This window comes from Streptomyces sindenensis (genome assembly GCF_014649035.1).
GTDB classification, from domain to species: Bacteria; Actinomycetota; Actinomycetes; order Streptomycetales; family Streptomycetaceae; genus Streptomyces; species Streptomyces sindenensis.
On record NZ_BMSG01000010.1, the window covers coordinates 162,307 to 178,129 of the forward strand.

General features: G+C 71.0%; 11 protein-coding genes, 1 tRNA gene and 1 pseudogene. 7 read left to right on the plus strand and 6 right to left on the minus strand.

What is annotated here, in order from left to right; translation table 11 throughout:
- Positions 1-31 precede the first annotated feature (31 nt).
- From tmk to IE145_RS14435, 4 genes are all read left to right on the plus strand, one after another.
- Positions 32-3,262, plus strand: a complete 3,231-nt coding sequence (gene tmk, locus IE145_RS14420) for a dTMP kinase (protein ID WP_189525448.1) — start codon at positions 32-34, stop codon at positions 3,260-3,262.
- Positions 3,263-3,413: 151 nt separating this feature from the next.
- Positions 3,414-4,619, plus strand: coding sequence for a DNA polymerase III subunit delta' (locus IE145_RS14425; protein ID WP_189525449.1), 1,206 nt, complete (start codon positions 3,414-3,416; stop codon positions 4,617-4,619).
- 90 nt (positions 4,620-4,709) lie between these two features.
- Positions 4,710-6,239, plus strand: a complete 1,530-nt coding sequence (locus IE145_RS14430; RefSeq protein WP_189525450.1) for an alpha/beta hydrolase — start codon at positions 4,710-4,712, stop codon at positions 6,237-6,239.
- 108 nt (positions 6,240-6,347) lie between these two features.
- Positions 6,348-6,421 (plus strand) — tRNA-Thr (locus IE145_RS14435).
- 124 nt (positions 6,422-6,545) lie between these two features.
- Here the strand turns inward: IE145_RS14435 and IE145_RS14440 are convergent.
- Genes IE145_RS14440 through IE145_RS14450 form a run of 3 tightly spaced genes read right to left on the minus strand, consistent with a single transcriptional unit; the run spans position 6,546 to position 7,970 of the window.
- Positions 6,546-6,689 carry a hypothetical protein gene (locus IE145_RS14440; protein WP_189525468.1) on the minus strand — a complete coding sequence of 48 codons (144 nt, stop codon included), beginning with the start codon at positions 6,687-6,689 and terminating at the stop codon, positions 6,546-6,548.
- A 19-nt stretch (positions 6,690-6,708) separates the two neighbouring features.
- A complete protein-coding gene (locus tag IE145_RS14445; protein ID WP_189525451.1) occupies positions 6,709-7,296 on the minus strand; it encodes a class IV adenylate cyclase in 588 nt (195 codons plus the stop codon).
- An 11-nt stretch (positions 7,297-7,307) separates the two neighbouring features.
- Positions 7,308-7,970: a class I SAM-dependent methyltransferase gene (locus tag IE145_RS14450; RefSeq protein ID WP_189525452.1), complete on the minus strand. Its 663-nt coding sequence runs from the start codon at positions 7,968-7,970 to the stop codon at positions 7,308-7,310.
- A 26-nt stretch (positions 7,971-7,996) separates the two neighbouring features.
- On the opposite strand from IE145_RS14450, the pseudogene IE145_RS33390 reads away from it, so the two are divergent.
- Positions 7,997-8,170 (plus strand): annotated as a pseudogene (locus IE145_RS33390) (NAD-dependent epimerase/dehydratase family protein); the annotation flags it as partial.
- A 429-nt stretch (positions 8,171-8,599) separates the two neighbouring features.
- Here the strand turns inward: IE145_RS33390 and IE145_RS14460 are convergent.
- The 3 genes from IE145_RS14460 to IE145_RS14470 are packed head-to-tail and all read right to left on the minus strand — an operon-like array spanning position 8,600 to position 11,610.
- Entirely contained in the window at positions 8,600-9,322 is a 723-nt protein-coding gene (locus tag IE145_RS14460) for a 4'-phosphopantetheinyl transferase family protein (RefSeq protein ID WP_189525453.1), read from the minus strand.
- A 48-nt stretch (positions 9,323-9,370) separates the two neighbouring features.
- Positions 9,371-10,651, minus strand: a complete 1,281-nt coding sequence (locus tag IE145_RS14465; RefSeq protein ID WP_189525454.1) for a beta-ketoacyl synthase N-terminal-like domain-containing protein — start codon at positions 10,649-10,651, stop codon at positions 9,371-9,373.
- Positions 10,648-11,610, minus strand: coding sequence for an acyltransferase domain-containing protein (locus IE145_RS14470; protein ID WP_308427812.1), 963 nt, complete (start codon positions 11,608-11,610; stop codon positions 10,648-10,650). The genes IE145_RS14465 and IE145_RS14470 overlap by 4 nt, the downstream gene beginning before the upstream one ends.
- 783 nt (positions 11,611-12,393) lie before the next feature.
- Between IE145_RS14470 and fabD the strand changes: the two genes are divergently transcribed.
- Both fabD and IE145_RS14480 read left to right on the plus strand, forming a co-directional pair.
- Positions 12,394-14,742 (plus strand): ACP S-malonyltransferase, encoded by a 2,349-nt coding sequence (gene fabD, locus IE145_RS14475; protein WP_189525456.1) that lies wholly within the window; start codon positions 12,394-12,396, stop codon positions 14,740-14,742.
- On the plus strand, positions 14,743-15,558 hold the full coding sequence (locus IE145_RS14480) for an enoyl-CoA hydratase/isomerase (RefSeq protein ID WP_189525457.1): 816 nt from the start codon (positions 14,743-14,745) through the stop codon (positions 15,556-15,558). It begins immediately after the preceding gene.
- The last annotated feature ends 265 nt before the right edge of the window (positions 15,559-15,823 follow it).

Consider the following 15,823-nt stretch of genomic DNA (forward strand, 5'->3'; position numbering starts at 1 on the left):
GTCACCGTGCCGCTGCCGATAGGCTGGGCGGATGACGCGAGCCGAGCAGCCAACGGTCGTGAGCCCCACCTCCGACACACTTGCCGCAGACTCACGCGAGCGCGCCGTACGGGCACTGTTGCGCATTCCTCCGCTGAAGCGGTTGTGGAGCGCCCAGCTCGTCGGCGGTATCGGCGATGCACTCGCCCTTCTCGTGCTGGTGCTGCTGTCGCTGCAAGCGGCGGTCCTTGAGGGCTCATTCGGCACCGGATACCGCGGGGCGGCCTTCGCCGTCGCCGCCGTCTTCGGCGCCCGGATCCTTTCCACCCTGTTCTTCGGAGCCGTACTCCTGGGACCTTTGACGTCCCTCACGGGGCCCGGCGGAAAGCTGGACCGGCGATGGCTGATGATCGGGGTGGACGGGCTGCGCCTGGCGCTGCTGGTCGTCGCCCCGCTGTGGATCGACTGGACGCCCGACAAGGCGCTCATGATGATCCTCATCACCGTCTTCGTGACCGGCGCCGGTGAGCGCCTGTGGGCCGTGGCCAAGGACAGCGCCGCCCCGGCGCTGCTGCCCGGCCCGCCCCTCGAAGGCGCGGCCGTACGCCCCCTGCCCGACCACCTCGACGCCCTGCGCCGGCTGTCGCTGCGGACGAACTTCCTCGCCGTGCCCGCAGCAGCCGCGGTCCTGCTCGTCGCCACGCTGGTCGGCAACCTCCTCGGCTCGGGCCTGGAGTGGTTCTCCTTCCACCAGGCGGCCCTGGGGTCCTACGTCGCGGCGGGGCTCTTCTCCGCCTCCATCTCCACCCTGTACTTCCTGGAGTTCCCCGCCGACCGGACGCCCCGGCCGCGCTCCCCGCTGGAGGGCCTGCGTCGCCCCGCCACCGGCACCGGCCCCGACAAGGGCCGCACGGGCGCCGTCCCCCTGCTGGTCGCGGTCTGCGCCTCCGTCGCCGGAGCCATCGCCGCCGCGGCGGCCGTCTCCGTCCTGCACGCCTACGACCTGGGCGGCGGGCCGGCCACCTTCGCGCTGCTGATCCTCGGACTGACCGGCGGCACCGCTCTCGGTATCCGTACCGCACGCCACGTCCTGCCGACCCTGTCGCGCCGCCGTCTGCTGGCGCTGGCCACGGCCGTCACCGGCCTCGCGCTCCTCGCGCTCGGCCTGGTGCCGGACACCGCGACCGGGATCGCCGTCGCCCTGCTCGCCGGTTACGCCGCCGGGGTCGCCGCGAACACCGGGCACACCCTGATCGACCAGGAGACCGAGGCGTTCCGGCAGGCCCGGACCACCGAGCACCTCCAGGCCGTCGTCCGGGTGCTCGTCGCGCTCGGCGCGGTCGCGGGACCGCTGCTGGCCGCCGCGATCGGGCGGCACCGCCTGGTCGCCGGCGACTTCGTCTTCGCCCACGGCGGGGCCGCCTTCACCCTGATGCTGCTCGGTGCGCTGCTGCTGCCCGTCGCCGCCTTCGTCCTCGCCAGGACGGACGACCGGGCGGGCGTGCCGCTGCGCCGGGACCTGCGCGAGGCGCTGCGCGGCGACGAACCGGCCGTCGCGCCGGCGGCGACCGGCTTCTTCCTCGCCCTGGAGGGCGGCGACGGAGCGGGCAAGTCCACCCAGGTCGAGGCGCTCGCCGACTGGATCCGGTCCAAGGGCCACGAGGTCGTCGTCACCCGCGAGCCCGGGGCCACCCCGATCGGCAAGCGGCTGCGTTCGATCCTGCTCGACGTGTCCTCCGCCGGTCTCTCCAACCGGGCCGAGGCCCTGCTGTACGCCGCTGACCGCGCCGAGCACGTCGACTCCGTCGTCCGCCCGGCGCTGGAGCGCGGCGCGATCGTCATCTCCGACCGCTACATCGACTCGTCCGTGGCCTACCAGGGCGCGGGCCGGAACCTGGCCCCGACCGAGATCGCCCGGATCTCGCGGTGGGCGACGAGCGGCCTCGTACCGCATCTGACGGTGCTGCTGGACGTCGACCCGGCGACCGCGCGGGAGCGGTTCACGGAGGCGCCGGACCGGCTGGAGTCGGAGCCGGTGGAGTTCCACGAGCGGGTGCGGTCCGGGTTCCTCACCCTGGCCGCCGCCGACCCGGCCCGCTATCTGGTGGTGGACGCCGGCCAGGAGCCGGAGTCGATCACCACGGTCGTACGTCACCGGCTCGACCAGCTCCTTCCGCTCTCCGAGGCCGAGATCGAGGCCATCGAGGAGGCCCGGCGCAAGGCCGAGGAGGAGGCGCGGCGCAAGGCCGAGGAGGAGGCCGCCCGCAAGGCCGAGGAGGAGCGCCTGGAGAAGGAGCGCCAGGAGCAGCTCGCCCGGTTGCGCGCCGAGGAGGAGGAGCGCAAGCAGCGCGAGCTGGAGGAGGCCCGCCGCCGCGAGGCCGAACGCCAGGCGGAGGAGGCCCGGCAGCGCGCCGAGGAGGCCCGCCGCCGCGCCGAGGAGGACCGGCTCCGGCTGGAGGCCGAGGAGCGGGTCCGCGCGGCCGAGCAGGAGCGGCTGCGTCTGAAGGCCGAGGAGGAGGCTCGCCAGCGCCGGGAGGCCGAGGCGCTGCGGCTGGAGAAGCAGCGCAAGGCCGAAGAGGCCCTGCTGCGCGCCGAGGAGGCCCGTCGCCGGGCGGAGGCCGAGGCGGCCGCGCGTACGGAGGCGGCGCGGGCCGAGGCCGAGCGGGTGTCGCCCGCGTTCGGTACGGAGACGTCCTCGCGCTCCGAAGGCGCGTCGGGTCCGACGGTGCCGGAGAACGAGCTCACGGTGCCCACCCCGATCGTGAACCCGAACGAGATCACGCAGCCGGTCCCGGCGGCGCGTCCGGAGGACGACCGTTCCTCCGGATCCGGTACGGGCACGGGCACGGGTTCTCGTTCCGGTTCCGGCTCCGGAGCTGTGCCCGGTGCTGCTTCCGGGGACGACGAGACGGCGATGCTGCCGCGCTTCACGGACCAGCGGCCGGCCGGCCCCCGGCAGGCCCGGGACGCGGACGAGACGGCCGTGCTGCCGCCCGTGCCCGCCGACCAGCCCTCCGACCGGGTGCCCCAGGGCTTCTTCCGGGACGAGAGCCAGGCGGCCGCGCCCGCGGAGAGCGAGAACGAGCGCACCCGCGAGCTGCCGCAGGTCGAGGACCCGAACGCCGGGGCGACGCCCGACCGGAAGCAGAGCCGCCGCAAGCGCCCCCGCCCTGACTGGGCGGAGGAGACCCCGCTGGACGATCTGCCGACCCTGGCGGACGAACTGCTCGGTGGCCAGGACGACGAGGACCGCGGCGGCCGGGGACGCCGCCCGCGCGGCTGACGTACCCGCCCCACCGCCGACGGCGAAGTCCCGGCCCGTCCGTCCCTCCGGGGGCGGGCGGGCCGGACTGTCAGTGGCGTCCTCCACAATGGAGAGCGACGACGCCGCGGTCCGCGGGCCGTGCACGACACCACCGGAAGGGCGGTGACCCATGACCGTATGGGACGACCTGGTCGGACAGGACCGAGTGCAGGAACAGCTCGCCGCTGCCGCCCGGGACGCCGATGCGCTGGTCACCTCCGTGTCCGACGGCAAGCCGCTGGACCAGGGCTCGAAGATGACGCATGCCTGGCTGTTCACCGGACCGCCCGGTTCCGGCCGGTCCACGGCGGCGCGGGCCTTCGCCGCCGCGCTCCAGTGCACCAGCCCGGACCGGGCGCTGGGCGGCGCACCCGGCTGCGGTTTCTGCGACGGCTGCCACACGAGCCTGATCGGTACGCACGCCGACGTCCAGGTCATCCGCACGGACCTGCTCTCCATCGGTGTGAAGGAGACCCGTGACCTGGTCCGGCGCGCCCAGCTCTCCCCGGCGGTCGGGCGGTGGCAGGTCATCGTCATGGAGGACGCCGACCGCCTCACCGAGGGCGCGGGCAATGTGCTGCTGAAGGCCGTCGAGGAGCCCGCGCCGCGCACGGTCTGGATGCTGTGCGCCCCCTCGCTCGAAGACGTCCTGCCCACGATCCGTTCCCGCTGCCGGCACCTGACCCTGAGCACCCCGCCGGTGGAGGCCGTGGCCGACGTCCTGATCCGCCGCGACGGGGTCGACCCCGAGCGGGCGCACGCGGCGGCGCGGGCCACCCAGGGGCACATCGGCCGGGCCCGCCGCCTGGCCACGGACGAGCGGGCGCGGGCGCGGCGGGCGGCGGTGCTGAAGGTTCCGCTGCGGGTCGCCGATGTGGGCGGCTGTCTCAAGGCGGCGCAGGAGCTGATCGACACGGCCACCGACGACGCCAAGCAGATGGCGGAGGAGGTCGACGCCAAGGAGACCGAGGACCTCAAGGCGGCGCTCGGCGGGGTCGCCGGGGGCCGGATGCCGCGCGGTACGGCGGGGGCGATGAAGGAGCTGGAGGACAAGCAGAAGCGCCGCAAGACGCGTACGCAGCGCGACAGCCTGGACCTGGCGCTGACCGAGCTGACTGGGTTCTACCGCGATGTGCTGGCGCTCCAGCTCGGTTCGAAGCTGGCCATCGCCAATGTCGATGTGCAGGACTCCCTCGACCGGATCGCGGAGTCCTCGACGCCTGCGCAGACCCTGCGCAGGATCGAGTCCGTGATCGCCTGCCGGGAGGCGATGGACCGGAATGTGGCGCCGCTGCTCGCGGTGGAGGCGATGACGATGGCGCTGCGGGCGGGCTGAGGACTTAGGCACGGCTGCCCCTGTTCCGTCCTGTTCACCCGAATGAGCAGGGAATCGGACGACTCGTCATTCGCCGGATACGCTCCCGGAATGACTACCAGGCGGCTGTTCCGCACCTTCGCCATCGGGATCGGCACTGCCGGCCTGCTCATCTCCGGCTGCAGCGGCAGCGGCTCGTCGCCGAACGCCTCGGCCACCGGCACCGCGGCCCCCGAGGGGCTGTCGGCGTACTACACGCAGAAGCTGAGCTGGCGCGACTGCGGGGTGGAGGGGTTCGAGTGCACGACGATGAAGGCGCCGAGGGACTACGACAAGCCGGACGACGGGGACATCGAGCTCGCCGTCTCCCGTAAGAAGGCCACCGGCCCCGGCAAGCGGATCGGCTCCCTCCTGGTGAACCCGGGCGGCCCCGGCGGCTCCGCGATCGGCTATCTCCAGGGGTACGCGGCCCTCGGCTACCCGGCTCCGGTGCGGGCCCGTTACGACATGGTGGCCATCGATCCGCGTGGCGTGGCCCGCAGCGAGCCCGTCGCGTGCCTCACGGGCAAGGAGATGGACGCCTTCACCCAGGTCGACCAGACACCGGACGACGACGCGGAGGTCCGGAAGCTCACGGCCGCCTTCGAGAAATTCGCGGCGGGCTGCGAGAAGCGGTCCGGCGAGATCCTGCCGTACGTCTCGACCGTTGACACGGCCCGCGACATGGACGTCCTGCGCGCCCTGCTCGGCGACGAGAAGCTGCACTACGTCGGGGCGTCGTACGGCACCTTCCTGGGCGCCACGTACGCGGACCTCTTCCCGCAGCGGGCCGGCCGCCTGGTCCTGGACGGGGCGATGGACCCGTCCCTGAAGGCGGTCGACATGAACCGGGACCAGACCGCGGGCTTCGAGGGGGCCTTCCAGTCCTTCGCCGCGGACTGTGTGAAGCAGCCGGACTGCCCGCTCGGCACCACGAACACCGCCGACGCGGCAACGGCCCTCAAGCAGCTCTTCACGGACCTGGACGCGAAACCGATCCCGACCGGCGACGACCGGAAGCTGACCGAGTCCCTGGCCACCACCGGGGTGATCGCCGCGATGTACGACGAGGCGGCCTGGCCGCAGCTCCGCGAGGCGCTGGAGGGCGCGCAGCGCAGCGACGGCTCGGGGCTCCTCTCGCTGGCCGACAGCTACTACGAGCGTGAGCCGAACGGAAAGTACGCGAACCTGATGTTCGCCAACGCGGCCGTGAACTGCCTCGACCTGCCGCCTGCCTTCGACGGCCCCGACGCGGTCGAGAAGGCGGTCCCGGACTTCGAGAAGGCCTCCCCGGTCTTCGGGCGCGGCTTCGCCTGGGCCTCCCTGAACTGCGCGTACTGGCCGACGAAGGCCACCGGCACCCCGCACCGCACCGAGGCGAAGGGCGCGGCCCCGATCGTCGTCGTCGGCACCACCCGCGATCCGGCCACGCCGTACAAGTGGTCCGAGGCCCTCGCGGAGCAGCTCTCCTCCGGCACCCTGCTCACCTACGAGGGTGACGGCCACACCGCGTACGGCCGGGGCAGCGACTGCATCGACACGGCGATCAACACGTACCTCCTGGAGGGCACCCCGCCCACCGACGGCAAGAAGTGCACCTGACCCAGGCTGACCAGCACAAACGCCTCCGGGGGTGCCGTGTGCGGAGCACCCCCGGAAACTGTGTAGACTTGGCCCCGCTGCTGATCGCACCATAGTGCGACAGGGCGCGCCGCCTTAGCTCAGTTGGCCAGAGCAACGCACTCGTAATGCGTAGGTCTCGGGTTCGAATCCCGAAGGCGGCTCAGTTGAACCCCAGGTCACATAGCCCGTGACCTGGGGTTTTCTGTTGCTCGGGTTATGGCGGGTTACACGGCCGGGTTGCCGTGGCGTGGCGACTCCGGCGGGGCTGATCCATAGGACGCGCGTTCACCGCTGTCCGCGGTAGAGCGAGCAGGGTCCGTCGACCCACTCGTTGCCGTTGTCGGTGGCCGCCGGTCCGGGCAGTCCTCCTCGGGCGAACTCGGCGATCCTGGGGATCACCGTGTGCTGTAGGGCGACTACCGTCGGCATCGCTTGTCTCCCTCCGTGATCAACGGTCCTGGGCCGTGGGAGAAGCGTCCTTCTGCTTCTCGGCTTCGGAGAACAGGAGCGTGGGCTCGGCGAGGATGTCGCGGCCGGACTCGCTCGTGTAGATCTCATCGACGCTGCCGAACCGGGCCTCGGAGTAGTCGAGGTCGAGCAGGGCGGCGGCTTGGCGTACCGATGCCTCGTCGGGTCCTTCGATCTCCAGGAAGGTGGGGAGGTCGGGCCAGGTGTCGAAGTCGAAGGCGACCTCTCCGAGGCGCCATTCCTCGCGGTAGTTCTCCTGGTACCGGACCTCGGTGAGGCCGGCCCGGCGCAGGATGTCGGCCATGGCGTGCAGGTCGGTGACCTCGGTTTCGATCTCCTTGGTGCCGTCGATCGTCGTGGCGTCGGTGACCTGCTTGAGGGTGAGGGTCGAGCGGGTGCCCTCGTTCCGCAGGCGGATCCAGGTTCCGCCGTCGAGGGAGTCGTTCTCGAAGATCTTGCGGGTGAGGAGAGTGCGGGGGAACGCCTGGACGGCACCGAGGGCGCTCAGCTTGGTCTGGAGGTCGGCGACGTCGACGGCCAGGAACTTCGCCTCGTACTCGTGCTTCATGGGATCTTCTCTCAGAAGTGGTCGGTGAGGGTGGACGTCCGGGCCGCGAGCAGCAGGCCCATGCGGTGGGTGTGGTCGTGCAGCTGGCCGACGTGGGGCCGCTCGGTGAACTCGGTGGTGCGCAGGGTGAGCAGTACCTCCCAGTCGCCGATGAAGTGGGGGTGCAGGCGTTTCGGGGAGGTGTAGTGCTCGATCATGTGGTGGCGTCTTTCGACGGGCATCATGAATTCCGCGCCGAACACGCCGCCTGGGCGGACCAGGCGCTGCATGCGGTCGACAAACTCGCCGAGCGGGCGCTGGTGGTTGGCACTGTAGTGCCACGAGCAGCTCGTCCAGACGGCGTCGCACTGCAGGCCCAGGGGCTCGCCGTCCAGGAAGTCGGTCTCAACGACCTCTACGCGTTCGTGGAGTTCTTCGAGCTTCAGGCGGTCGATCAGTCCCAGCGCGTGGGTCTGGCTGTCACCCGGGAGGTGGACGTCGCCCCCGTGGAGGGCGACCGCGTCGCGTTCGATGGTGACGACGTGGTAGCCGGTGGCGGCGAGGGGCAGGACGAACTTGCCGTCGCTCGCGCCGACCACGGCGACGGTGGCGTCAGGGGCGACGCGTTCCCGCAGTGTGGCGAGGAACTGCGGGAAGAACGTGAGGGTGTGCTCCCACAGGCTCTGAGTCTGCATGGGGGTGCGCTCCTTGCGTTCCCGGTGTGCATGATCACTCGGAGGACCTCGTCGACTACGTCATCCACGCCGCCGCCCGCACTCGGGAGCCGGCGGACGCGATCGACGTCAACATCGCCGGCACCCAGGCCGTCCTGGACGCCGTCGCCGCGAGCCACCGCGTACGCCGCCTGGTCTTCGTCTCCTCGGCCAGCGTCTACGGAGACGGAGAAGCGGAGGAGGCGGAGAGCCGCGACCTCGTCGCCATGCGGCAGCTCCTGGAGAGCTTCCACGGGCGGGTCCCGCGCCCGTTCCACGAGTTCGACCCGGGTTCGGGTGGGGTGGGGTGGGGTGGGGCCGCGTCGTCGGTAGGGGCTGAAGCGGGCTTGACGCCGTCGCCGGCGGTGCCCGTGGCTGCCGTGCAGGACGGGGGCGAGGCAGGCTGCCGGTGGGTGAGACGGGGCATCAGCCGTCTGAGTGCGGGAAGGCCGAAGTCGGCGAGTGCGGGTGGTCCGGTGGCGCGGGCGGGGGACCGCAGAGGCGGGGCGGCAGGTGGCTTCGACGGGTGGTCGGAAGGGGCCTTGGCGACCGCATCGTTGCCTGAGGGTGCTGGGACGAACTCCGGGCGCCTGCTGGAAAGTTGCGTCCCGTCAACCGGCCGCGACCGCCAGTGCGGCGCGGTGGCCGGGGTAACCGCCGCCGAGATCGATCTCGCGGATGGTCCAGCCCGGTGGGTCGCCTGTCAGGTCGTCCGCGTCCAGTGGGCGCCCCAGGCCGATCCCCAGGCCCTTGAGATATGCCTCCTTGCGCACCCAGACACGGGCGAAGCCCTGGGGCCGGAGCGCGGGGGGCAGCGCCTGTACTGATGCCGTCTCGGCGGGATGGAACTGATCGACCAGTTGTTCGATGGCGGGCTCGGCGGGCAGCGTCTCCACGTCGACACCGACCGGACGCCCGGCGAGGGCGACCACGGCGAGTCCCCGGGTGTGGCTCAGGGAGAAGTGCAGTCCGTGGCGGGGGGCGACCGCGGGGCGGCCGTGCGGTTTGCCGCAGCCCGGGCATGCCTCGCGCAGCAGGCCGATCTCCCTCGGCGGCAGACCGAGCCGGGCAGCGAGCAGCAAGCGGACCGCCAGGTGCCCGGCCACGTAGGTGTGCCGGTCCCGGTCGTGGACGAAGCGTGCCGCCTTCTCCGACTCCTCGTCACTGAGGACGGACTCGGTGAGCCCGGCGGGGAGATCCGGGACGACGGCCGCGGGCACCAGCCACACCGTGGGCGTCCCGGCCGGTGGCGGGGCAGGTTCCCCGGTGCCCGCGGTGGCGGCCAGGGCGGGGATGTCCAAGTTCCGCGCGGGGAGCGGGTCGATCGGCTTCACGGGGCGACTGTACCGAAACAACCCAGCCCTGCGGACGCGTAGTTGGTGCTAGTCGGCTTCACCCAGCAGCACCGAGGTGTTGATCCCGCCGAAGCCGAACGCGTTGCTCAGTACCAGGCGTGGCCGTGCGTCCACGGCGGTGGCGGGGGCGAGGCGCAGCGGCGCCGCCTCGGGGATCGGCTCCTGGAGGTTGGCGTTGGGGTGGATGAAGCCGTGGCGGATCTGCTGTACGGCGGCGATCGCCTCGATCGCGGAGGCGGCCCCCAGGCAGTGGCCGATGAGCGACTTGGCCGAGTTCACCCAGACCTCGCCGGTGCGTTCGCCGAAGACCGTGCGTATCGCCTCGGCTTCGGTGGCGTCCCCGAGGGGGGTCGAGGTGGCGTGCGCGCTGACCAGGTCGATCTCGCCGACGTCACGGCCCGCTTCGGCGAGCGCCTGGCGCATCACCCGCACCTCGCCGTCGAGGGACGGTGTGGTGAGACGGCTGCCGTGCAGCGCCGACGCGCCGCCGAGCAGCGTGGCGAGCGGGCGGGCACCGCGCAGGCCGGCATGTTCCCGGGACTCCAGCAACAGGGCGGCGGCGCCCTCACCGTAGATGAACCCGTCGTGCTGCGAGTCGAACGGGCGGCTGCGTTCCGGCGCCGGCTCCTGGCGGGCCTTGGCTCCGAGCGCACCGAGGTTGAACAGCGCCATCCGCTCGACCGGGGAGAGTTCGGTGACGGGGGCGACGACCAGACACACATCCGCGTATCCGTCCCGCACCATGCGCAGGCCGGTGATCAGGCCGACGTTGCCGGCGGCTGAGGCGCCGCCGGTGCTCAGGCCCTCGCCGAGGCAGCCGAGGAGTTCCGACACGGTGCCCAGCAGGTCGGTGTCCCACAGTTCGACGGCGTAGCTGGGACGCACGTAGGACGGCGAGTCGCGGAATCTGCGGCCCATGTCCAGGTACAGCTCATGAGCCTGGTTGCCCCCGGCGATGACGACCCCGGTGCGGGTGGTGTCCCGGTCGGCGGGGAGGCCGGCCTGCGACCACGCCTCGACTGCCGCGAGCAGCGCGTACTGCTTGGAACGGGTGGCCCGGCGCATCAGCGACCGTGTCCGTTCCCGCAGTTCGGGATCGATTCCGGTCAGCCGCGTGTCGAGGACGTCCCGGGGGGAGCTGCGCGGGAGGGCCGTCACGCCCACGGCGGGCGGCAGCCCGTCACCCGGATGCCGGAACGTCACGCCGGGGAGCCCGTCGCGCAGAGCCCCGGTGAACTCCGCGAGACCGCCGCCGATGGCGCACTGCACCCCGAGCCCGGTGATGACGGCGCTGCTGTCCCGACTCACGCCGGCAGGTCCGCCGACAGGGCTTCGATGTGGTCGAGTTCCCTGCCGAAGGGGGTGATGATCGGGTAGGTGCGGTAGCCGCGGTGGCTGGTCTTCATGATGGTGGACAGGGACGACGACGGGGTGAGGTCGATATAACGGGCCTCGCTCGCGCCGGGGACCGCGGCCAGGGACCTGGTGAAGCTGATGGGCCGGCGCAGGGTGTTCCAGCAGTCCTCGGGGGTCCATTCGGTGAGGACGTCGGCGGTGGTGGAGGAGACCACCACAGGTGCCGAGGGGGCCGCGCCGTCCGGCAGAGCGAAGGAGAACGACGAGGCGAGGGCGGTGACTTCCTCGCGCACCGCGTCCAGCGCGGAGGAGTGGAACGCCTTGGTGACCGGCAGCGGCACGGCCATGATGCCGCGCTCCTTGAGAGCCGCCCCGGCCCGCTCCAGCCCCTGGGGCTCACCGCTCAGGACGAAGTGGCCCTCGTGGTTGACCGACGCCACCTCGGTGTGCTGATGCAGGATCGGTAGTTCCTCGTGAAGCCGGGGGTCGCCGAGGACGGCCAGCATCCCGCCCCGCGGGAGCTTGGCCTCCAGCAGCAGCGCCATGTCGACCACGAACCGCAGGCCGTCCTCCGGTGCCACATGGCCCGCGACGGCGAGGGCACCGAATTCCCCGAGGCTGGAACCGACCAGTACGTCGGGCCGGATGCCTTCTGCGGCGAGCGCCGCACCCAGGGAATACTCGACCATGAAGATGGCGGCATTGGACAGTGGCAGGTCGTCGAATGCGTCGGCTATCCCGCGCGACGGATCATACATAGCGGCTGTGGCCGACCAGCCGTAACGATCCAGACATGCGGCATTCAACCGGTCCATGGTTCGCCGAAATTCGGAGTTCTTCTCGTAGAGAGAGGAAGCCATGCCTATGTATTGCGAACCCTGGCCGCCGAGAAGGTACACCGTATTGCTCACGATAGATCCCCCGTGAAACTTGTTGTGAACTGCTGACGGCGCGCACCACTACTGATGGGTAGCGTCGTCGGTGTTTGATCGATCGCCAATGATTCACTCATATCAGGAGGGCTGGAGCAGAGTACGAGGCGGTAGGTCTTCCGTCAACTTGGCTCATTCTGCGGCCTGTTGACTGACTGTTCCGCAGGTGGCGCCGGTCGGGGGAGGGGTGTCGGATATTTCTACCCTTGGTGCCGTGTGGCCGGTATGCGACAGAAACGCGCAATGGGGATTCGGCGTACGGGACGGCGCTGGTCGCGGTGCGCGTCTTCTTGGCGGGCGGGCGAATGATGCGGTGTCCTGCGCATACCATCACCCTGTCGGACCTGAAACTCGGCGCTTCGTCACGATCCGGTAAAGGGACCCTGTGGTGGTTGATTTTGAGTCATCCCATGGGGTGCAATGGCTCACGCCTACCTCCTGTGTGGTTCTCGTGAAGGAGGGGGCAGGGGACTCACTTTTTGTGACGGAGCAGTCGGTCGGGGGGTGCACCGAATCTCTCTTGTTTTGTGTTGTCTTCACGGCGCGCCGAGATTGAGTCTCCGCGGCTGTGGCCATGAGTGCATGCTGGCTCCGCTTGGATATGCATAATTCTCCAGGAGGGGCACCCGGCGGGCTGTCGAATGCGAAGAGTGCCTCGCTTTCCGCCGTTCTTCTAACCCCGAGTGATGCTGGACGTTCCTCGCCGTGACGGGCAGGTGCTACGGCTTCCGGGGACGCGCGGAGGGGGACTGACTTACCGCCATGATCGCTTACCTTTTTCCTGGCCAGGGATCGCAGCAACTCGGCATGGGTGCCGATCTGTTCGACGAGTTCAAGAAACTCACGGACATCGCCGACGAGGTGCTCGGCTACTCCATCCGCTCCCTCTGTCTCGACGATCCGGAGCGCCTCGGCAACACCGAGTACACCCAGCCGGCCCTGTACGTCGTCAACGCGCTGAGCTACTACCAGCTCCTAGAGGAGGGCAAGCCGCGCCCCGACTACGTCGCCGGGCACAGCCTGGGCGAGTACAACGCCCTGCTGGCCGCCGACGTCTTCGACTTCATGACCGGGCTGCGGCTGGTCAAGAAGCGCGGTGAGCTGATGGGCCGGGTCAGTGGTGGCGGCATGGCCGCCGTGCTGGGCCTCGGCGAGCAGGAGGTGCTGGACGTCCTGCGGGCCTCCGGGCTCGACAGCCTGGACGTGGCCAACCTCAACTCCCCCACGCAGACCGTGATTTCCGGGCCGCGCGAGGACGTCGAGCAGGCCAAGGACCTTTTCATGGCGGCCAACGCGCAGTCCTACTCCGTACTCAAGGTCAGCGGAGCGTTCCACTCGCGTCAGATGATCGAGTCGCAGCGCGAATTCGCCGAGTTCGCCCACCAGTTCGAGCTGCGCCCGCCGACCGTCCCGGTCATCGCCAACGTCACCGCACGCCCGTACCGCAGTGACCGCGTCGTCGACACCCTGGTCTCGCAGATCTCGTCCTCCGTCAGATGGTGCGACAGCGTGCGCTATCTGATGGGCAAGGACGTGGAGGAGATGGTCCAGGTCGGCCCCGGCCGGGTGCTGACCGGGCTGGTGCGCAGCATCCGGCGCAAGGCCGAACCGCTCATCGTCACGCCGGAGGAGGAGCGGGAGGCCGCTCTGCTCGACGAGCCGCCGCGACGGACGGCCGCCACCCTCGCACCGGCCGCCGCCGCGCCCGCAGCCGCCGCACCCGCGCCGGCCGCCGCCACCGCACCCGCGCCTGTCGTCCCCCGGGCCATCCTGGCGACCGACCTGGGCAGTGCGGGTTTCCGGCGCGACTACGGCCTGCGTTACGCCTGCGTCACGGGCGGCATGTACCGCGGGATCGCCTCCCCCGAACTGGTCGCCGCCGTGGCACGTGCGGGAATGCTCGGCTTCCTCGGCACCGCGGGTCAGACCGTCGAACAGGCGGAGGCGGGCATCCGGCAGCTCAAGCAGACCCTCACCGGCGATACGGCCTTCGGCGTCAACCTGGTGCACGACCCGAGGCACCCGGGGTGGGAGGACGCCCTCGTCGACCTGCTGCTGCGGTACGACATCCGCGTCGCGGAGGTCTCCGCCTTCATCACGCTGACGCCCGCCATGGTCCGCTACCGCCTGACCGGGCTGCGCCGCGAGGCGGACGGCCGTGTCGTGCCGCGTCACCGCGTCATCGCCAAGGTCTCCCGGCCCGAGGTCGCCAGGGCTTTCCTCAGCCCGGCCCCCGCCCGCCTGGTCGGCCAGCTCCTGGAGCAGGGCCGCATCACGGCCGCAGAGGCAGAACTCGCCGCCGAGCTGCCCGTCGCCGACGACCTCTGCCTGGAGGCGGACTCCGGGGGCCACACCGACCAGGGTGTCGCGCTCGCCCTGCTGCCCTCCGTCCGCCGCCTGCGGGACACCGTGGCCGCCCAGTACGGGTACCGGCAGCGGGTCCGCCTCGGTGCCGCCGGAGGGATAGGCACCCCGGAAGCCGCCGCGGCCTGCTTCCTGATGGGCGCGGACTTCGTCACCACCGGGTCCATCAACCAGTGCACCGTGGAGGCCGGGACCAGCGACCAGGTCAAGGACCTGTTGCAGGACATCGACATCCAGGACACCGACTACGCCCCGGCCGGCGACCTCTTCGAGTACGGCTCCCGCGTCCAGGTGCTCCGCAAGGGGGTGCTGTTCCCCGCCCGCGCCAACAAGCTGTACGAACTGTACAAACGGCACGACTCGCTGGACGGGATCGACGCCGCGACGGCCGGGCAGCTCCAGACCCGGTACTTCGGCCGGACCTTCGACGAGGTCTACCAGGAGGTCCGCGCCCACCACCCCGCGGCCGAGATCGAGAAGGCGGATCAGGACCCCAGGCACAAGATGGCTCTGGTCTTCCGCTGGTACTTCGCCTACTCGACGCAGGCCGCCCTCAGCGGTTCCGACGAGGGCCGGGTGGACTACCAGGTGCACTGCGGGCCCGCCCTCGGCGCCTTCAACCAGTGGGTCAAGGGCACCGAGCTCCAGGACTGGCGCCGCCGCCGGGTCGCGGAGATCAACCTCCGCCTCCTCCAGGAGGCCGCCGACCTCATGGCGCGCCGCCTGCTCGCGGTGGGGACCGACTGAATGGACCCTTCAGCGATAGTGGTGCACCGCCGGAATCCGGTGTGCCGCGTCAGGTTCAACCGGCCGGAACAGCAGAACGCGATCAACGATGCCGTGATCCGCGAGCTGCACACGCTGCTCGACTCCTGCGAGAAGGACGGGACCACGATCGTGGTGCTGGAGGGCGACGCTGAGGCGTTCTGCGTCGGCGCCGACTTCACCGCCTTCACCGCACCGGAGTCGGCCGCGAACGGCGCCCCGGCCGAGTACGATCCCTCGCCGCTCTACGATCTGTGGCTGCGGATGGCCACCGGCCCCTACATCACGGTCTCCCATGTCCGGGGCAGGACCAACGCCGGAGGCATCGGCTTCGTCGCGGCCTCCGACATCGTGATCGCCGACACCACCGCCACCTTCGGGCTGTCGGAGCTGCTGTTCGGCCTGTACCCCGCGATGGTGCTGCCGTTCCTGGTACGCCGCGTCGGATACCAGCGCGCAAACTACCTGACGCTGACGACCCGGGCCGTCGATGCTCAACTGGCGACCGAGTGGGGGCTCGTCGACAGCAGTGCCGAAAGCAGCGGCCCGTTGCTCGCCCGGCATCTGGGCCGGTTGAGCAAGCTGCCCGGCGACGGGATCGCCCGGTACAAGCGGTTCGTGAGCTCGGAGATCGCTCCGCTGGAGAGGTACCGCGACGCCGCGGTGACCGCGAACCGGGAGATCTTCTCCGACCCCGCCAACCTGCGGCGCATCACACGATTCGTGGAGCAGGGCATCCACCCGTGGGAGCGTCACCGCGCACACGGTGAGACCTCCACCGCTCGGGACGCCTCATGACTCCGGGTCTGCCCCGGGGCGGGCGGCGCCCGGCTCCCCGCTGCCGGCGGCTGCCCTCACCGCCACCGGCATGACCGGCAGAGGCACCCGCCTCACGTCCCCGCCCGGCCCAACCGCGACGAGGAACCCCTGAACATGTACGCCGCACTGCTTGCTGAACCCGTCCGCCTGTCAGCCACCGCCGCACTGCCGGGCTCCCCGTCCGGCCTCAGGAACCCCGGGGAGCGCCAGGGGCCGGGTGCGCCGTGGCGTTCCGTCCTGGAAG